General features: G+C 72.6%; 17 protein-coding genes and 1 riboswitch. Of the genes, 13 read left to right on the forward strand and 4 right to left on the reverse strand.

The genetic code is table 11. The annotated features are described in order from the left end of the window. Positions 1-46: 46 nt before the first annotated feature. Positions 47-853, forward strand: coding sequence for a bestrophin-like domain (locus MEU52_RS17400; RefSeq protein WP_238123281.1), 807 nt, complete (start codon positions 47-49; stop codon positions 851-853). Positions 854-1032: 179 nt separating this feature from the next. Further along, positions 1033-2019 (forward strand): threonine-phosphate decarboxylase CobD, encoded by a 987-nt coding sequence (gene cobD / locus MEU52_RS17405; protein ID WP_238123280.1) that lies wholly within the window; start codon positions 1033-1035, stop codon positions 2017-2019. On the opposite strand, the gene MEU52_RS17410 is transcribed toward cobD, so the two are convergent. The 3 genes from MEU52_RS17410 to cobO are packed head-to-tail and all read right to left on the reverse strand — an operon-like array spanning position 1945 to position 4958. Further along, the gene (locus MEU52_RS17410; protein ID WP_238123279.1) at positions 1945-3450 is read right to left on the reverse strand and encodes a cobyric acid synthase; all 1506 of its coding nucleotides are present in this window, start codon (positions 3448-3450) and stop codon (positions 1945-1947) included. The two genes, cobD and MEU52_RS17410, sit on opposite strands and share 75 nt — an antisense overlap. Before the next feature lie 9 nt (positions 3451-3459). Then, a complete protein-coding gene (locus MEU52_RS21985; RefSeq protein ID WP_337927148.1) occupies positions 3460-4350 on the reverse strand; it encodes a DUF1289 domain-containing protein in 891 nt (296 codons plus the stop codon). After that, positions 4350-4958: a cob(I)yrinic acid a,c-diamide adenosyltransferase gene (gene cobO, locus MEU52_RS17420; RefSeq protein ID WP_238123278.1), complete on the reverse strand. Its 609-nt coding sequence runs from the start codon at positions 4956-4958 to the stop codon at positions 4350-4352. Before cobO ends, MEU52_RS21985 begins: the two co-directional genes overlap by 1 nt. Positions 4959-4998: 40 nt before the next feature. Beyond that, a riboswitch (cobalamin riboswitch) is annotated at positions 4999-5265 on the forward strand. Positions 5266-5354: 89 nt separating this feature from the next. On the opposite strand from cobO, the gene cobW reads away from it, so the two are divergent. The 6 genes from cobW to cobJ are packed head-to-tail and all read left to right on the forward strand — an operon-like array spanning position 5355 to position 13087. Continuing rightward, positions 5355-6410, forward strand: coding sequence for a cobalamin biosynthesis protein CobW (cobW, locus tag MEU52_RS17425; RefSeq protein ID WP_238123277.1), 1056 nt, complete (start codon positions 5355-5357; stop codon positions 6408-6410). Between the two features lie 2 nt (positions 6411-6412). Next, on the forward strand, positions 6413-9745 hold the full coding sequence (gene cobN, locus MEU52_RS17430) for a cobaltochelatase subunit CobN (RefSeq protein ID WP_238123276.1): 3333 nt from the start codon (positions 6413-6415) through the stop codon (positions 9743-9745). Then, positions 9742-10944 carry a precorrin-3B synthase gene (cobG, locus tag MEU52_RS17435; protein ID WP_238123275.1) on the forward strand — a complete coding sequence of 401 codons (1203 nt, stop codon included), beginning with the start codon at positions 9742-9744 and terminating at the stop codon, positions 10942-10944. Before cobN ends, cobG begins: the two co-directional genes overlap by 4 nt. Before the next feature lie 3 nt (positions 10945-10947). After that, on the forward strand, positions 10948-11577 hold the full coding sequence (locus tag MEU52_RS17440; RefSeq protein ID WP_238123274.1) for a precorrin-8X methylmutase: 630 nt from the start codon (positions 10948-10950) through the stop codon (positions 11575-11577). Then, positions 11574-12302 carry a precorrin-2 C(20)-methyltransferase gene (locus MEU52_RS17445; protein WP_238123273.1) on the forward strand — a complete coding sequence of 243 codons (729 nt, stop codon included), beginning with the start codon at positions 11574-11576 and terminating at the stop codon, positions 12300-12302. Before MEU52_RS17440 ends, MEU52_RS17445 begins: the two co-directional genes overlap by 4 nt. Next, a complete protein-coding gene (gene cobJ / locus MEU52_RS17450) occupies positions 12299-13087 on the forward strand; it encodes a precorrin-3B C(17)-methyltransferase (protein WP_238123272.1) in 789 nt (262 codons plus the stop codon). Before MEU52_RS17445 ends, cobJ begins: the two co-directional genes overlap by 4 nt. Here the strand turns inward: cobJ and MEU52_RS17455 are convergent. After that, a complete protein-coding gene (locus MEU52_RS17455) occupies positions 13060-13830 on the reverse strand; it encodes a cobalt-precorrin-6A reductase (protein WP_238123271.1) in 771 nt (256 codons plus the stop codon). The genes cobJ and MEU52_RS17455 overlap by 28 nt on opposite strands. Between MEU52_RS17455 and cbiE the strand changes: the two genes are divergently transcribed. Genes cbiE through cobF form a run of 5 tightly spaced genes read left to right on the forward strand, consistent with a single transcriptional unit; the run spans position 13829 to position 18699 of the window. Beyond that, positions 13829-15028 (forward strand): precorrin-6y C5,15-methyltransferase (decarboxylating) subunit CbiE, encoded by a 1200-nt coding sequence (gene cbiE / locus MEU52_RS17460; RefSeq protein ID WP_238123270.1) that lies wholly within the window; start codon positions 13829-13831, stop codon positions 15026-15028. The two genes, MEU52_RS17455 and cbiE, sit on opposite strands and share 2 nt — an antisense overlap. Before the next feature lie 46 nt (positions 15029-15074). Beyond that, a complete protein-coding gene (gene cobM, locus MEU52_RS17465) occupies positions 15075-15869 on the forward strand; it encodes a precorrin-4 C(11)-methyltransferase (RefSeq protein WP_238123269.1) in 795 nt (264 codons plus the stop codon). Positions 15870-15879: 10 nt separating this feature from the next. Next, on the forward strand, positions 15880-17229 hold the full coding sequence (locus MEU52_RS17470; RefSeq protein ID WP_238123450.1) for a cobyrinate a,c-diamide synthase: 1350 nt from the start codon (positions 15880-15882) through the stop codon (positions 17227-17229). Then, positions 17226-17960, forward strand: a complete 735-nt coding sequence (gene cobA / locus MEU52_RS17475; RefSeq protein ID WP_238123268.1) for a uroporphyrinogen-III C-methyltransferase — start codon at positions 17226-17228, stop codon at positions 17958-17960. The genes MEU52_RS17470 and cobA overlap by 4 nt, the downstream gene beginning before the upstream one ends. Further along, positions 17953-18699: a precorrin-6A synthase (deacetylating) gene (gene cobF, locus MEU52_RS17480; RefSeq protein ID WP_238123267.1), complete on the forward strand. Its 747-nt coding sequence runs from the start codon at positions 17953-17955 to the stop codon at positions 18697-18699. The genes cobA and cobF overlap by 8 nt, the downstream gene beginning before the upstream one ends. The last annotated feature ends 24 nt before the right edge of the window (positions 18700-18723 follow it).

Raw genomic sequence — 18723 nt, forward strand, 5'->3', positions numbered from 1 at the left:
CGGCAATCCGGCGGCATTTCGCGGCGTCGGATCCGGGGACTCCATCATGGTCTGGGCGCTGGCGATTGCCGAACGCAGTGTATTGGCTTTCGGTCTTATCCTCTTCATCGTGCAAAATGTGGCCCATGCGGCGGGCTTCTGGCTGGGCCAGCGCCATCGCGCCGAGCAGGTCAGCCACGAGGCCGTCGGCGTAGTGGTCGGCGGCATGCTCGGGCTATTGGCCTTCGTGCTGGCGCTCACCCTCTCCTTCGCCAATGGCCGCTTCAACGAGCATCGGCAAGGCAGCCTCGCCGAGGCGAATGCCATGTCCACCACCTGGCTGCGGGCTAAGGCCATCGGCACGCCGGAAGCCGAGGCCATCGCCACGCTGGTGGAGGACTATGCGCGGGTCCGCGCCGATTTCGTCGCGGCCGGCCGCGACCAGGCCGCCATCGACGGCATCAACCAGCGCACCTCTGTTCTGCAGAACGAGATCTGGGCGCAGGTGTCCCTCATGGTGCGTGCCCAGCCCAATCCGGTCACCACCTCATTGATGGCCGCGACCAACGACATGTTCGACGCCACCACCAAGGAGCGCTTCGCATTCAGCGTCATCCTGCCGCCGCAGCTGTTCTGGCTGCTCATCGGCATGACGTTGCTGAGCATGGCCTGCCTCGGCTACCAGTTCGGCCTCAAGAACCGGGCGTCCCACGCCCTCATCCTGCTGCTGACCCTGATGTGGACCTGGGTCATCGTCGAGATCCTCGATCTCGCCTCGGCGCGCGTGGGCGCCATCCGCACCGGCACCGCCGTGTACGAATGGACCATCGAGGGCTTCGAGCCGACGCCCGTTCCCCCGGCGCCCGCGCGCTGAACGCCGACACGTGCGGCCGCGGCGTTGCGGCGATGGCACCAGCGGCGCGGGTTGAGACGCCGGCAGCAGGCTGTTATCCCTCGCCCGGAACCGGGCCCGCCACGGCGCACGCTGCGGCGGGCGACCGGTGCATCGGCGCGCGGGCGGCTTGATCGCGGGTGTTCTCGGAAATGACGGCAATGCGGGATCACGGCGGCGATCTTGACCGCGCCCTGGCGCTCCATGGGGCCGGCGACTGGCTGGACCTGTCCACCGGCATCAACCCGGTGGCCTATCCGCTGCCGCCCCTGCCCGCCTCGGCCTGGACCGCCCTGCCGGCGCAGGAGGCCCACAAGGCGCTCGAGGCCACCGCCCAGGCGGCCTTTGGCGCCGCCGCACCGGTGCTCGCCGTCGCCGGTGCCCAGGCCGCCATCCAGCTGATGCCGCAGCTTGTCCCACCCGGGCGCGCCCGGGTGCTGGGCCCCACCTACAACGAGCACGCCGCCGCCCTCGCGGCCATGGGCTGGACGGTGGACACGGTGGCGACCGCGGAGGCGCTCGCCGGCGCCGATCTGGCGGTCATCGTCAATCCCAACAATCCCGACGGCCGCCGCATGATGCCCGAGGCGCTGATGGGGCTGGCGCCCCAGGTGGGGCTGCTGGTGGTGGACGAGAGCTTCGTCGATCCCGAACCGGATCTGTCGATCCTGCCCCATCTGGGGCCGGCGCCGGCCAACATCCTCGTGCTGCGCTCGTTCGGCAAATTCTATGGCCTCGCCGGAGTGCGCCTGGGCTTCGCGGTGGGCGCGCCCCATCTGGTGGAGCGCCTGCGGCGCCTCGCCGGCCCCTGGCCGGTGAGCGGCCCGGCCCTGGTCATCGGCCAGGCGGCGCTGGCCGATCGGCGCTGGCAGCAGGACACCCGGAGCCGACTGGCGGCGGATGCCCGCCGGCTCGATGGGCTGGCCGCCGCCGCCGGCTGGCGCCTCATCGGCGGCACGGCTCTGTTTCGCACCTACGACACCGGCGATGCCGCCGCCGCGCAGGCACGCCTGGCGCAGGGCCGGGTGTGGTCGCGCATCTTCCCGTGGTCGCGGGGCTGGCTCCGGCTCGGCCTAGCCGGCAGCGCCGGGCAGTGGCGACAATTGGAACGCGCCTTCGCCCCCATCGGCCGGCGCGCGGGCGAGTGACAGCAGGCCCGGCACGTCCAGATGCCGCTCCAGATGCTCCGCGAGGGCATCGAGCGTCGCTTCGAGGGTGGCCTCATAGCCGAGATCGGACACCCCTCCGAGGCCGCTGAGGAATGCGGCGCGAAAAGCGTCGTCGCGAAACATGCCGTGCAGATAGCTGCCGGCCACCCGCTGATCGGCGCTGATCGCGCCTTCCGAAATGCCCGCCACATGGGCGAAGGGCCGGGCCCGGTCGGGCCCATCGGTGCGGCCCATGTGGATCTCATACCCCGCGAACGGCAGGCCGGTGGGCCCATGCACCGCCTCCACCTCGGCCAGGCGCTTGTCGGTGCTCATCACCGTATCCACGTCCAGCAGGCCGAGGCCGGGGTCGATGCCCGGCGGCCCTTCCACCCCCTCGGGGTCGGCAACGGTGCGGCCGAGCATCTGGTAGCCGCCGCAGATGCCGAGCACCCGGCCGCCCCGGCGCCAATGGGCTATCAGGTCCAGGTCCCAGCCCTGGGCGCGCAGGAAAGCGAGATCGCCACGGGTGGATTTGGTGCCCGGCACGATCACCAGATCGGCGTCGCCGGGGAGCGCCGCGCCGGCGCCCAAGAGGGTCAGCCGCACGCCGGGTTCCTGCGCCAACGGGTCGAGATCATCGAAATTGGCGATGCGCGACAGGGCGAGGCACACCACGTGCAGCCCCGCGGCGCGGCGGGGCGCGGCGAGATCCTGGGCATCCTCGGCGGGCAGCTTCCAGGCGTCCGGAAACCAGGGGCACACGCCGAAGCCGCGCCAGCCGGTGCGCGCGGCGATCATGGCATAGCCGTCGTCGAACAGGCGGGGATCGCCGCGGAACTTGTTGATGAGGAACCCCGCCACCAGGGCCCCATCCTGCGGCGCCATCACCACCTGGGTTCCGACGATCTGGGCGATCACCCCGCCACGGTCGATGTCGCCGGCCAACACCACCGGCACCTGCGCCGCCTGGGCGAAGCCCATGTTGGCGATGTCGCCCGGGCGCAGATTGACCTCCGCCGGGCTGCCCGCGCCCTCGACGATCACCAGGTCATGGGCCGCGCCGAGGCGATGGAAGCTCTCCAGAACCGGCGCCAGCAGGCTGGCCTTCAGCTTGAAATAGTCGCGCGCCCCGGCGGTGGCCAGGCGCCGGCCCTGCACGATGACCTGCGCGCCCACCTCGCTCTGCGGCTTGAGCAGCACCGGGTTCATGTCGCTGTGGGGGGCGAGGCCGCAGGCGCGCGCCTGCAGCGCCTGGGCGCGGCCGATCTCGCCCCCGTCGGCGGTCACCGCGGCATTGTTGGACATGTTCTGCGGCTTGAACGGCGCCACCGAGAGGCCCCGCCGCCGCGCCGCCCGGCACAGCCCGGCCACCAGCAGGGACTTGCCCACATTGGAGCCGGTGCCCTGGATCATCAGCGCGCGTGCCATGGCGCCGCCTCAGGCCGGATGAAACAAAGCGGCGAGCAGATAGCCCTTTGGCAGCGGCAAGCCGGTCGCCCCCGCCTCGCCCTGGGCCAGCAGATCGGGCAGCAGATGGGTGTGCGGCCCCTCCGGTGAACGACCATCCGGCGGCGGAATCACCGCATCGATCTCGGCTCGCAGGCAGGGTGTCTCCACCACGCGCACCGGGCTGTGTTCCACCACCGCCGCGCCGATGCGCGCCAGGTCCTGCGGCCAGGGCGTGCCGCAATGCGCCGCAATGCGCGGCGCCAGCGCCGGCGCGCAGCGGATGGAAAAGCGCACGCCCCGGCGCCCCAGCCCCATATCGAACAGCAGGCCGTCGGCATCGCGCGGCAGCAGCGCCTGCGGATCGGTGCCGAGGGCCGTCAGGGTGGTGGGGCCGGCGACATCGGCGCGGCCGGTGGGCACCGCCAGCGCGATCAGTGGCGTGCGCCCTTCGCGCGCGATCTCGAAGGCGGTGAGGAAGGCCGGCGCCTCCACCCGCAGGGCCGCCCGGCGGGTGCGCACGGTGAGGGTGTCCGCCTCGCGCACCCGCTCGAAGGGTTCATCGGGCTCCCGCAGCACCTCGGCGACGGCGCCGGGAACGCCCACCACGAAGGTGCCCGCGGCGGTCGCGAAGCGCGTCTCGATGGCATCCAGCAGGCTGGCGCCGCGCCACGGCAGCCGGCGCATCTGCAGGCCGAGCGTGCGGGCGCGGGCCGGCAGCGCCGCCCAGATCCGCTGGCGCTCGGCCTCGTCGGCGCCGCCCCATGCGGCGATCTCCGCGCCGGTCCGCGCGCAGCCGGTGCAATAGCCGGTGGCCGGATCAATGCCGCAGGCGCCGATGCACGGGCTCGCCGGGCGGGGCTTTTCCACATTGATGGTCATCAGAACTCCACCCCCGGCTGCGCCATCACCCCGTCGCGGAACGGATGCTTCACCAGCGTCATCTCCGTCACCAGATCGGCCGCCGCGATCAAGTCCGGCGGCGCATTGCGGCCGGTCAGGCAGACATGGGTCATGGCCGGCTTCTGCGTCGTCAGGAAGTCCACCACGCTCGCCACGTCGAGATAGCCATAGCGCAGGGCGATGTTGATCTCGTCCAGAAGCACGAAGCGGATCTGCGGATCAAGGATCTGCGCCTGCGCCAGCTGCCAGCCGCGCTGCGCCGCCGCCACGTCGCGGTCGCGGTCCTGGGTCTCCCAGGTGAAGCCCTCGCCGCTGACGAAGAACCGGCATTCCCGGGCGAACCGCTCGCGCAGCAGGGTCTTCTCGCCGGTCTCCCGATCCCCCTTGATGAACTGCACCACCGCGCACGGCATGCCATGGGCGATCGCCCGCAGGATCATGCCGAAGCCGGAGGACGACTTGCCCTTGCCGGCGCCGGTGTGGACGATGATGAGGCCCTTTTCCCGGGTCTTCGACTTCATCATCTCGTCCCGCGCCGCCTTGACGACCTTCATCTTGGCATTGTGGCGGGCGGTCAGCTCATCCATGGGGCAGATCCTTCTTGCTTGACAGAGTCGGCCGTTCGGGCACATTTCCCGCGAAGCTGGTGTCTGTGTAAACAGATGAAAAGGGAATGCGCCAGGCTCTTCGGCGCGTGAGCATGCTGCCCACGCGCCTGCCCAAGCGCAGCCGCCCCCGCGACCGTGACCGGAGAGGTCGCCCAATGCCACTGGTTCGCGCCGGGAAGGCAGGGTGACCGCCAGAGCCGCCCGCGCCGACCGCCCCCGGGCGGATCGTGTGGTGCGTCCTCTGACTTCCGCAAGCCGGGAGACCTGCCAGCCCGACAGACGGAACCGGACGGGGTGCGCCGGTGTCGGGAGGGCTTAAGGTCAAGCCACCCGCCATGCGCCCCCCGAACCATCAGGATGGGACGCAGGCGCACCATGGCCACTCTCGAAAAGCTGCCCGTGACGGTGATCACGGGCTTTCTGGGCGCGGGCAAGACCACCGTCATCAGCCACCTCATGCGCAACGCCGCCGGCAAGCGGCTGGCGGTGGTGGTGAACGAGTTCGGCGACGTGGGCGTCGATGGCGAGATCCTCAAGGGCTGCGCCCTGCCGGACTGCCCGGAGCAGAACATCATCGAGCTGGCCAACGGCTGCATCTGCTGCACCGTCGCCGATGAGTTCATCCCCACCATCGAGGCGCTGATGGCGCTCGATCCGCGGCCGGACCACATCCTCATCGAAACCTCCGGCCTCGCCCTGCCCAAGCCGCTGGTGAAGGCCTTCGACTGGCCGGACATCCGCTCGCGCATCACCGTCGACGGGGTGATCGCCCTCGCCGATGCGGAGGCGGTGGCCGCCGGCCGCTTCGCCCCGGACGTCGCCGCAGTGGACCGCCAGCGCCAGGCCGATGCCAGCATCGACCATGAGACGCCCTTGAGCGAGGTGTTCGAGGACCAGATCGCCTGCGCCGACATCGTGCTGCTGACCAAGGCGGACCTCGCCGGCGCCGCTGGCGTCGCCCAAGCAAAGGCGGTGATCCAGGCCGAGGCGCCGCGCCCGCTGCCCATCGTCGAGGTGGTCGACGGGGTGGTGGATCCGCGCATCATCCTCGGTCTCGGCGCCGCCGCCGAGGATGACCTCGCCGCCCGCCCCAGCCACCATGACGGCGCCGGCGACCACCACCACGACGATTTCGACAGCGTGGTCATCGAGGTGCCGGAGCTGGCCGATCCGGCCGAGCTCACCGCCCGCATCGTCACCCTGGCCGATACCCAGAACATCCTGCGGGTAAAAGGCTATGCGGCGGTGGCCGGCAAGCCCATGCGGCTGCTGGTGCAGGCGGTGGGCGCCCGGGTGCGCCATCAATACGACCGGCCGTGGGGGCCGCAGGAGGCCCGCCACGGCCGCCTGGTGGTGATCGCCGAGCACGACGACATCGATCCCAAGGCCATTGCCGCCGTGCTCGCGCCACAGGTGGAAGCGGCCGAATAGGCATGCACATCGTCTTCCGCGAGAGCCACGGACTCGAGGAGACCGACACCCCGACCGACCTGGGGCAGAGCCCGGCGGATCTGGTGGTGCTGTCGTTCTCCGATTCCGATCTCGGCGCCTTCGCCGCCGGCTGGCGGCGCGGTGGCGGCGCGGGCGGGGCCATGCCCAGCCTGCGGCTGGCCAATATCGGCGCGCTGCGCCATCCCCTGTCGGTGGATACCTATATCGAGCGCACCCTCGGCGCCGCCAGGGGCATCCTGATCCGCCTCATCGGCGGCGCCTCCTACTGGCCCTACGGCCTCGGCCAGATCGAGGCGCTGGCCCGCGCCAAGGGCATCGCCCTGGCGGTGCTGCCGGCGGACGGGCGCCCGGATCCGCGGCTCGATGCCGCCTCCACCCTGCCCCACTCCACCCTACGCCGGCTGGCCGAGCTGTGCGATGCCGGCGGCGCGGTCGCCGCCCAGGCCGCCCTGGCGCAATTGGCTTTGGCGGCAGGCCTCTACGCCGCCCCGGTGCCGGGCGCGAAGGCCGTGCCCACCGTCGGCCTGTGGACCCCGGAGACGGGGGTGACCGATCCCGTCCGGCCGCCCGCTGCCGCCCCGGGCGACGCCCTGCCGCTGGTGCTGGTGGTGTTCTACCGGGCCTATCTGGTGGCCGCCGATCTCGCCCCCATCGAGGCCCTGTTCGCGGCGCTGCGGGCGCGCGGCTTCCGGGTGCTGGGGTTGTTCGCGCCGTCGCTGAAGGCGCCCGACGCCGCCGATGTCCTGGCCGCCCGGGTGGCCGCCCTCAAGCCCGTCGCCATCGTCAACGCCACCGCCTTCTCGGGGCGCGGCCAAAGCCAGCGACAGGACGAGGGGCAGGACGAAGGACAGGGGTCCGCCTCGCCACTGGACGCCGCCGGGGTCCCGGTCTTCCAGGTGGCCCTCGCCACATCGAGCCGGGCCGCCTGGGCGCCGGCCGCGCGCGGGCTGTCGCCGGCCGATCTCGCCATGCACGTGGTGCTGCCGGAGGTGGATGGCCGCCTGTTCGCCGGCGTCGTCTCCTTCAAGGCCGAGGCGGAACGCGACCCCGCTCTGGAATTCTCGCGCACCATCCACGCCCCCGCCCTGGACCGCATCGCCGCGGTCGCCGATCGGGTGCGGCGCTGGCATGATCTGGCCGCCACGCCGGCGCCGCATCGGCGGCTGGCGCTGGTGCTCTCCACCTATCCCGGGCGCGACTGGAACCTCGCCCACGCGGTGGGGCTCGATGCCCTCGCCTCCGCCGAGGCGATCCTCGCGGATCTCGCCGCCGCGGGCTACGACACCGCCGGCGGCGCACCGCTCGCCACCGCCCTGGGCCGGGCGCGCATCATGTGGCCCATGGCCGCCTATCGCGCCGCCCTCGCCCGGCTTCCCGAGGCCCTGCGGGCCGATCTCGACTCAAGTTGGGGCCCGCCCGAGCACGACCCGGACGCCAGCGCGGATGGCTTCGCCTTCGCCGCCGTGGCGCGCGGGCGGATGCTGGTGGCCCTGCAGCCGGAACGGGGCCTCCCGGCGCAGCGCGATGGCGAGTATCACGACCTGTCGCGCACCCCGCGCCACGCCTATGTGGCCTTCTATCTGTGGCTGCGGGCCACGGTGGACGGGCTGGTGCACGTGGGCGCCCATGGCACGCTGGAATGGCTGCCGGGCAAGGCGGTGGGCCTGTCGGACACGTGCTGGCCGGAGGCCCTGGTGGGCGACCTGCCGGTGGTCTATCCGTTCATCGTCAACGATCCGGGCGAGGCGGCCCAGGCCAAGCGCCGCATCGGCGCCATCACCCTCGGCCACGTGCCGCCGCCGCTGCGCCCCTCCGACACCCCCACCCGCCTCGCCCGGCTGGAGGCGCTGCTGGACGAATTCTCCAATGCTGACGGGCTCGATCCCAAGCGGCGCGGACGGCTGATCGAGGCCATCCGCGACGAGGCCCAGGCGCAGGGCATCGAGGGCGATCTGGGCCTCGATGCCGGCATCAGCCCCCATGAGGCGGTGACGCGGATCGACCGGTTCGTCTGCGACGTCAAGGACAGCCAGTTCGGCGATGGCCTGCATGTTTGGGGCCGGGCGCCGACCGGTGACGACCCGCTCGGCCTTGGGGCCTCGGCCGCCGCCGAGAAACAGGCGCTGCTCGACGCCCTCGACGGCCGGCGGATCGAGCCGGGGCCGGCCGGCTCGCCCTATCGCGGCCGGCGCGACGTGCTGCCCACCGGGCGCAACCTCTACACCACCGATCCACGCGCGGTGCCGACGCGGGCGGCCTATGCCCAGGGGGTGCGGCTGGCCGAAGAGCTGGTGCGCCGCCATCTGCAGGACGAAGGCGACTGGCCGCGCACCCTCATGGTGGATCTGTGGGGCTCCGCCACCATGCGCACCGCCGGCGAGGATTTCGCCATGGCCCTGGCGCTGATGGGCGTGCGCCCCCTGTGGGACAACGGATCGGAGCGGGTGAGCGGCATCGAGGTGCTGGCTCCGGCCGAGCTGGCGCGCCCGCGCATCGACGTCACCCTGCGCATCTCCGGCCTGTTCCGCGATGTCTTCCCGAGCCTTTCGGCCCTGTTCCAGCAGGCGGTGCGGGCGCTGGCGGCGCGCGACGACGAGGCCGGTTGGAACCCCTATGCGGGCGATGCCGCGGCCCGGGTCTACGGCCCGGCGCCGGGGGCCTTCGGGCTGGGGTTGGGCGAGAGCCTCACCGACTATTCCGAAGCCGGCCGCCGCGCCGCCGCCGAGGCGTGGCTCGCCGCCAGCGCCTATGCCCACGATGGCGACGGCGCCCGGAAGGACGATGCCGGCCTGCGCGCCCGGGTGGCCGGCGCCGATGCCTTCGTGCACCCGCAGGACCTGCCGGAGAGCGACCTGCTGCTGGCGCAGGATTACGCCAGCCACGAGGCCGGCTTTGCCGCCGCCCGCGACATCGCCGGTGGCCACGCCGCAGTCTATCATCTCGACAACACCTGCCCCGAACAGCCCCGCGCCCGCCCCCTGCAGGAGGAGATCGCGCGGGTGGTGCGCGCCCGCGCCGCCCATCCCCAATGGATCGCGGGCATGCGGCGCCACGGCTTCCGCGGCGCCGCCGAGATCGCCGCCACCCTGGAGAACATGGCGGCGTTCGCCCATCTCGCCCATTGCGTGCCCTCCCACCTGTTCGACCTCTATTGGGATGCGACCCTCGGCGACAGCGAGGTGCAGCGCTTCCTGGAGGAGGAGAACCCGCAGGCGCTGGCGGCCATGCGCGCCCGCTTCGCCGCGCTCGATGCCGCCGGCCTGTGGTCGTCGCGCCGCAATTCCATCCGCGCCGCGCTGGAGGCGCAGCCATGAGCGCGCCCATAAACGCCCCCGCCGTGAAAGGCTGGTGCCCCGGCGCGCACCGGCCCATGATGTCAGCCGAAGGGCTGGTGGTGCGCATTCGCCCGCCCCGGGGCGAGCTGACGGCGCACCAGGCATCCGGCCTCGCCGCGCTGGCCACGGCCTATGGCCATGGCACGGTGGAGCTGACCAATCGCGCCAACCTGCAGATCAGGGGCGTCGCCGACGCGCATCACGCACCGCTGATCGAGGGGCTGGATGGGCTGGGGCTGCTGGATGCCGATGCGGACGCCGAGCGCCATCGCAACATCGTCATCGACCCGTTCCGGCCGCTGGGCGAGGACCGGCAGACGGTGTGCGCGGAACACCTCGCCGCGCAGCTGCGGGCACAGGCCACCGGCGATGCCGACCTCGCCCGCCTGCCCTCCAAGTTCGGCTTCGTCATCGACGCCGGCCCCCGGCGGCAACTGGCCGAGGTGAGCGGCGATATCCGCATCGAGGCGGCCGCCGGCGCGCTCCTGGTGCGCGCCGATGCCATGGCCACCGGCCGCATCGCCCGCGATGGGGAAGACGCGGTGCGGCTGGCGCTGGAGCTGGCCCGCTGGTTCGTCGCCTCGGGCGGCGTCGGCGCCGATGGCCGCGGCCGCATGCGCGCCCATCTGGCCGCCGGCGCCCAGCCTCCAGACGCCTGCTGTGGCGCGGCCCAACCCAATCCGGCGGCACCACGGCCCCAGCCGGGCCCGAGGGACGGCGGGCTGACCGTGGCCGTCGCCTTCGGCCAGCTCGACGCCGCCGATCTCGCCCGCCTCGCCGCCACCGGCGCGCCGGTGCTGCGCATCACGCCCTACCGCATGATCCATCTGCCCGGTGTCAGCACCTGCGCGCTCGCCGGCGGCTCCCTGATCCTCGCCGGCGACGACCCGCTGCTCCGGGTGGTGGCCTGCACCGGCGCGCCCGGCTGCCCCCAGGCCAGCGTCACCACACGCGACCTCGCCCGGGCGATCGCACCGCTCCTGGTGCCGAGCCTGCCGGCGGGCGCCACCGCCCATGTCTCCGGCTGCGCCAAGGGCTGCGCCCTGCCCGCCCCGGCGGCGCTGACGCTGGTTGGCCGCGACGGCCGTTTCGACCTCATCTCCCATGGCCCCCCCTGGAGCGAGCCCGCCCGTCGCGGCCTCACCCCCGGCGCGGTGCTCTCGATCCTCGGCGGTTGACCGATGCCCTATCAGTATGAAACCGATGGCGCAGCCATCTACGCCCAATCCTTCGCCACCATCCGCGCCGAAGCGGACCTCGCCCGGTTCGCCGCCGATGAGGAGCAGGTGGCGGTGCGCATGATCCACGCCGCCGGCATGGTCGGCCTGGAGACCTATATCCGCGTCTCTCCGGGCATGGTGGCGGCGGCGCGGCGCGCCCTGGAGGCCGGAGCCCCCATCCTGTGCGACGCCCGCATGGTCAGCGAGGGCATCACCCGCAAGCGCCTGCCCGCCGACAATCCCGTGCTCTGCACTCTGCATGACCCGCAGGTGGCCGCCTTGGCGGCGCAGCTCGGCACCACACGGTCGGCGGCGGCGCTGGAATTGTGGCGGCCGCACCTGGCTGGCGCGGTGGTGGCCATCGGCAATGCCCCCACCGCCCTGTTCCACCTGCTGGAGATGCTGGAGGCCGCCGATTGCCCGCGGCCCGCCGCCATCATCGGCTGCCCGGTGGGCTTTGTCGGCGCACAGGAATCCAAGGCGGCGCTGTGGCAGGCCCAGCCCGCCCCCAGCCTGATCGTCGAAGGCCGGCTGGGGGGCAGCGCCATCACCGTCGCCGCCGTCAACGCCATTGCGAGCCGCGCCGAATGACCCCGGGCACCATCTATGGCGTGGGCCTCGGCCCCGGCGATCCCGATCTGATGAGCGTGCGCGCCGACCGGCTGGTGCGCGGCGCCGCCCACATCGCTTATTTCCGCAAGGCCGGCCGGGCCGGCCGCGCCCGCACCATCGTCGACGGGCTGCTGCGCGCCGATGTCCGCGAGCATCCCCTGGACTATCCGGTCACCACCGAGATTCCGTTCGCCGACCCGCGCTACAACGCGCTGCTGGCCGATTTCTACGCCGGCGCCAGCGCCCATCTGCGCGACCTCGCGCAAGCGGGCGACGACGTGGTGGTGCTGTGTGAGGGCGACCCCTTCTTCTATGGCTCCTTCATGCATCTGCACGTGCGGCTGAAAGGCGAGGTGCCGGTGTGCGTGGTGCCCGCCATCACCGGCATGTCGGCCGCCTGGACCGCCACAGGAACACCGGTGACCTGGGGCGACGACGTGCTGACCGTGCTGGCGGCCACCCTGCCCGAGGCGGAGCTGGCCCAGCGCATGGCCGAGGCCGATGCCCTGGTGGTGATGAAGATCGGCCGCAATCTCGCCCGGGTCCGGCGCGCCCTCGCCGCCGCCGGCAAGGCCGACCGCGCCTTCCTCGTGGAATACGCCAGCATGGCCGAAGAGAGGGTCACTCCGCTGGCCGAGGTGGAAGCGGATGCCGCGCCCTATTTCTCCATCGCCATCGTCCACGGACAGGGACGCCGCCCATGACCGCGACACCCCAGCATGCCCCGCCGCAGGCCGCCGGCGGATGGGTGGTCATCGCCGGCCTCGGACCCGGCGACGAAGCCCTCGTCACCCCCGAGGTGGCCGCTGCCATCGCCGACGCGACGGATGTAGTAGGATACCTTCCCTATGTGCGCCGGGTCGCCGACCGCCCCGGTCTGCGGCGTCATGAGAGCGACAACCGGGTCGAAATCGAGCGCGCCCGACACGCCTTGTCCCTCGCCGCCGAGGGCGGCCGCGTCGTGGTGGTCTCGTCGGGGGATCCGGGCGTCTTCGCCATGGCCTCGGCGGTGTTCGAGGCGGTGGAGCACGGCTTGCCCGGATGGCGCACCCTCGACATCCGGGTGCTCCCCGGCGTCACCGCCATGCTGGCCGCCGCCGCCCGGGTGGGCGCCCCGCTGGGGCACGATTTCTGCGCCATCAACCTGTCGGACAACCTGAAACCGTGGAGCCTGGTGGAGCGGAGGCTGCGGCTGGCGGTCGAGGCCGACTTCGCCATGGCCCTCTACAATCCGCGCTCCAAGGCCCGCCCGGACGGCTTCGGCCAGGCCCTGGCACTGCTCCGGACCCTGTGCAAACCCGCACGCCTGCTGGTTTTCGCCCGGGCGGTCAGCACGCCCGAGGAAGCCATCCAGATCGTTCCGCTGGCGCAGGCGGAGCCGGAGATGGCCGACATGCGGACAGTGGTTCTGGTGGGCGCCGCCACCACCCGCCTCATCCCCCGCGACCCGCGCCCGTTCGTCTACACGCCAAGATCGGTGTCGGCATGAGCCAGCCACTCCAGCACCGCCGCGACGCTCTCCAGCTCCAGTCGATCGAGCCGCGGCGCCCGGTCGATCATGATCACCGGCAGGCCGAGAGTGCGGGCGGCGACGATCTTCGCGTAAGCTCCTGTGCCTCCGGAGTTTTTCGAAACCACCAGCGCAATGGCATGCTCCTGCAGCAGGCGGCGGTCGGCCTCGACGCTGAAGGGACCGCGATCGATCACCACATGGTGCTGCGGAAAGGGCAGCGGCGCCTTGGCCGGCTCGACCAGCCGCAACAGGTAGAAGTGCTGGGGATGGGGCAGGAAATCCGCCAGATGCATGCGGCCCACCGCCAGCATGACCCGCGTCGCCGGCCGGTCCAGCGCCGCCACCGCGCCGGCCATGTCGGGCACATGGATCCAATGATCCCCTGGAACCTCCTGCCAGGGCGGCCGGGTGAGGGCCGCCAGGGGCAGCCCCAGGCGGGTACAGGCCGCCAGCGCATGGGCGCTCATCTGCACCGCGAAGGGGTGAGTGGCATCCACCACGTGGGTGATCCGGTGCTCCCGCAGATAGGCCTCCAGCCCCTCCACCCCGCCGAAGCCCCCGACCCGTTGCGGCAGCGGCTGCGCGGGCAGGCGCTCCACCCGCCCGGCGAACGACACGGTGCCGGCGATTCCCGCCGCCGAGACGGCGCGGGCGAGCGCCGCCGCTTCGGTGGTGCCGGCCAGGATCAACAGGTTGGGGCGAGATTTCGAGGCGCCCATGGGTGAAGCTCCGTGGCTGACCATCATCGGGGTCGGCGAAGATGGACTGGAAGGCCTCGCGCCGGCAAGCCGTGCGGTGTTGGAACGCGCGCAGGTGATCATGGGCCCGCCACGGCACCTGGCGCTGGTGCCAGACCTCGGGCAGGAACGGCTTCCCTGGCCGGTGCCCTTCGCCGCCGGGTTGCCGCTGCTGCAGGCGCAGCGCGGGCGGCGGGTCGTGGTGCTGGCCTCCGGCGATCCGTTCTGGTTCGGCGCCGGCAGCGTCATCGCCCGCGTGCTGCATGCGGATGAATGGCGGGCGCTGCCAGGCCCGTCCACCTTTGCCCTGGCGGCGGCGCGGCGCGGCTGGCCGCTGGAGCAGACCGCCTGCCTCGGACTGCACGCAGCGCCCCTGACCCGGCTGCGCCCGCATCTTGCTCCGGGCCGGCGCGCCATTGTGCTGCTGCGCGACGGCGCGGCAGTGGCGGCGCTCGGCAGCTATCTCACCGACCTCGGCTTCGGCGCCAGCCGGCTGTGGATCATGGAAGCCCTGGGTGGGCCCCGGGAGCAAGTCACCGAGGCCCTGGCCGAGGCCCTGCCGGCCGCCCCCTTCGCCCATCCCCTCTGCGTCGCGCTGGAGATCGCCGGCACCGGGGCGGTGGTGCCCCTGGCTTCCGGCATCGACGACGATTTCTTTGATCATGACGGGCAGATCAGCAAGCGGCCGGTACGGGCCCTGGCGCTGTCGGCCCTGGCACCCCGCCCCGGCGAGCGGCTGTGGGACATTGGCGGGGGCTCCGGCTCCATCGCCATCGAATGGCTGCTGCGCGACCCGGCGATGCAGGCCGTCAGCATCGAACCGGTGGCCGCCCGCGCCGCCCGCATCCGCGCCAACGCCGCGCAACTGGGCGTCGATCGGCTGCAGGTGGTGGAGGGAGCGGCCCCGGTGGCGCTGCAGGGCCTGCCGCCGCCCCATGCGGTGTTCATCGGCGGCGGCCTCTCGGCCGACCTGCTGACGACCCTGGCCGATCTCCTGCCGCCCGCCACGCGCCTGGTGGCCCATGCCGTCACCTTGGAATCCGAGGCGGTGCTGACGGCCGCGCAGGCGCGCTGGGGGGGCGAGCTGCTGCGCATCGAGCTGGCGCAGGCGACACCGCTGGGCAGCCGCCGGGGCTGGAAGTCCGCTTTCCCCATCGTGCAATGGCGCGCCACCCGATGAGCGCGCCGCAGCGAACCCCGGCGGACGCCGCCGGGAAGGACCAGCCATGACCGTGCATTTCATTGGCGCCGGCCCCGGCGCACCGGATCTTCTGACCCTGCGCGGCCGCGACCTCATCGCCGCCTGCCCGGTGTGCCTCTATGCGGGCTCCCTGGTGCCCGAGGCGGTGCTCGCCCATTGCCCGCCGGGCGCGCGGATCGTCAACACCGCGCCGCTCAGCCTCGACGACATCATGGCCGAGATCGGCCGGGCCCATGGCGCCGGCCAGGACGTGGCGCGCCTGCATTCGGGCGATCTGTCGGTGTGGTCGGCCATGGGCGAACAGCTGCGCCGGCTGGAGGCGCTGGGCATCGCCTATACGGTGACGCCCGGGGTGCCGTCGTTCGCCGCGGCGGCCGCAGCGCTTGGCGCCGAGCTGACCCTGCCGGGCCTCGCCCAATCGGTGGTGCTGACCCGCACCCCCGGCCGGGCCTCGGCCATGCCGGAGGCGGAGGCGCTCTCCGCCTTCGCCGCCACCGGCGCCACCCTCGCCATTCATCTGTCGATCCAGAACCTGCCCCGTGTGGTGGCCGATCTCACCCCCCATTACGGGGCCGATTGCCCGGCGGCGGTGGTCTACCGGGCAAGCTGGCCCGACCAGAAGATCGTCCGGGCGCGCCTCGACACCATTGCAGAGGCGGTGGGATCGAGCATGGCGCGCACCGCGCTGATCCTGGTGGGCCGCACCCTCGGCGCCGCCGGCTTCGCCGAAAGCCGGCTCTACGCCCCGGACTATGATCGACGCTACCGGCCGCAATCCAGCGACAGCGCCTGGGCAAGTTGGAGGCCGGATGATGAATGAACGCCCCCCGCTGCCGCCGGGCCTTCTCATTTCCGCGCCGGCCTCGGGCACCGGCAAGACCACCGTCATGCTCGGCCTGCTGCGGGCCCTGCGCGACGCGGGGCATGTGGTGCAGCCCTTCAAGTCCGGCCCCGACTACATCGATCCGGCGTTTCACCGCGCCGCCGCCGGCCGGCCGTCGTTCAACCTCGACACCTGGGCCATGGACGCCGGCCTGTTCGACGCCATCGCCGCGCGCGCCATCGGCGCCGATCTGTGCCTCGCGGAAGGCTCCATGGGCCTTTACGATGCGGTGGCTACGCGCGGGGCCCTGGGGTTCGGCGCCAGCGCCGAAACCGCGCAAGCCCTGGGTTGGCCAGTGGTGCTGGTGCTCGACGTGGCCGGCCAGGCGCAGTCGGCGGCGGCCACTGCGCTCGGGTTTGCCGCTTATGCGCCGACCCTGCCGTTTGCCGGCGTCATCGTGAACCGGGTCGCCAGCCCCCGGCATGAACGCCTGGTGCTGCGCGGCATGGAACGGGCCGGGCTGCCGGTGCTCGGGGTGCTGCCCCGGCGCGGCGACCTGGTGCTCCCCGAACGCCATCTCGGCCTGATCCAGGCGGCCGAACATCCCGACCTGGACGCCGCCATCACCGACTATGCCGCCTTCCTGCGCGCCCATGTGGACCTTCCCGCCCTGGTCGCGGCGGCCAGGGGAGGTGAACACCGGGGAGAACAAGAGCGCAGCGTCCTGTCGGGTGGGGCGCAAACGGCAGGCGGCCCCCTCCCGCTTCCCCCGGCCCAACGCATCGCCCTCGCACAAGACCCGGCCTTCTCCTTCACCTATCCCCATCTGCTTGAGGGCTGGCGGGCCGCCGGCGCGGACATCCTGCCGTTCTCGCCGCTCGCCGACGAGCCGCCCGACCCGACGGCGGATCTGGTCTGGCTGCCGGGGGGCTATCCCGAGCTTCATGCCGGCGCCATCGCCGGGGCGCAGCGGTTCATGGCCGGGCTCCGGCGCCATGCCGAGAGCCGCCCGGTGCACGGCGAATGCGGCGGCTACATGGTGCTCGGCACCACGCTGGTGGACGCGCAGGGCAACGCCCACCCCATGGCCGGACTGCTGGGCCTGGTGACCAGCTACCAGACCCGCCGCCTGCATCTCGGCTACCGCCGGGCGGAGCTGAGCGCGCCCATGCCCGGGCACGCCGCCGGCGCCACCCTGCGGGGCCACGAATTCCATTATTCCACCATCCTGGACCAGCCCGATGCCCCCCTCGCCCGCGTGGCAGACGCCGATGGCGCGCCGGTGGCCGAGACCGGCTCGCGCCGGGGACAGGTGACGGGAACCTTCTTCCATCTGATCGCACAGGAGCGCCCGTGAGCGGCTTCGTCAGCTTCGTCGGCTCCGGTCCCGGGGACCCGGAACTTCTCACCCTCAAGGCGGCCGATCGCCTGCGGCAGGCCGATGCCGTGCTGTTCGATGACCTCGCCGCCGGCCCCATCCTGGGCCTCGCCCGCCCCGGCGCCGATCTGGTGGGGGTGGGCAAGCGCGCCGGGCGTGCCTCGCCGCGGCAGGACCATGTGAGCCGGCTGCTGGTCGACTATGCCCGCGCCGGCGGCCGCGTGGTGCGCCTCAAATCCGGCGACGGCGGGCTGTTCGGTCGGCTGGAGGAAGAGTTGCTGGCGGTGCGCGCTGCGGCCATTGCCTATGAGATCATCCCCGGCGTGCCCTCTCCCTGCGCGGCGGCGGCCGCTTGCGGCATCCCCCTCACCCGTCGGCTCACCGCGCGACGGGTGCAGTTCGTGACCGCTCACGACACCGAGGGACGGCTGCCAGGCGACCTCGATCTCCCGGCGCTGGCCGATCCCAAGGCCTGCACCGTGGTGTTCATGGGCCAGCGCACCTTTCCCGCCCTGGCCGCGGCGCTGCTGGCGCACGGCCTGCCGCCGGATACGCCGGCGCTGCTGGCCGAGGCGGTGGGCACGCCCGAGCAGGCTTTGGCGCGGCTCACCGTGGCGACCCTCGCCGAACGGCTGGCGACGGCGGTGAGCGCCAAGCCGGCGTTGATCGTCTATGGCCCGTTGGCGGAAACGGGGGTGGGCTTTGATTGACCTGTGGCTGATCGGCATCGGCACCGGCAACCCGGCCCATGTCACCCTGGAGGCGCAGCAGGCGCTGCGCGCCGCCGCCCTGGTGCTGGTGCCGCGCAAGGGGCCGGACAAGGCCGATCTCGAGACCCTGCGGCACGCCATTCTGAAGGCCAGCGGAAGCACGGCGCCGGTGGCGACCTTCGACATGCCGGTGCGCGACGAGAGTCTGCCCTATCTGGAGCGGGTGCGCCGCTGGCATGACGAGATCGCGACCCTGTGGGCCGACACCATCGCCACCGCGCAGCCGCGCGGGCCCGTGGCCCTGTTGGTGTGGGGCGATCCCGGCCTCTACGACAGCACCCTGCGCATCGCCGCGCGGCTCAGCCCGCCCCCGCACCTGCGGGTGGTGCCGGGCATTTCCGCCCTCCAGGCCCTCACCGCCGCCCACGCCATTCCCTTCAACACCGTGAACGGCGCGGTGAACGTGACCACCGGCCGCCGTCTGCGCGACTTCGGCTGGCCCGGCGAGGCCGATACGGCGGTGGTGATGCTGGATGGCGCCTGCAGCTTCAGCGCCCTCGATCCCGACGGGGTGGAGATCTGGTGGGGAGCGTTCCTGGGCATGCCGGAACAGGTGCTCGACAAGGGACCGCTGGCTGAGGCCGGCCCCCGCATCATTGCCACGCGCGCCGCCGCCCGAGAACAGCACGGCTGGATCATGGACACCTATCTGTTGCGACGGGTACGGCGGAGCAGGTGAGAAACACGGTGCCGGCTGTGCCTT

Source organism: Xanthobacter sp. NM-25, from assembly GCF_022138605.1.
In the GTDB taxonomy this organism is placed as follows: Bacteria; Pseudomonadota; Alphaproteobacteria; order Rhizobiales; family Xanthobacteraceae; genus Xanthobacter.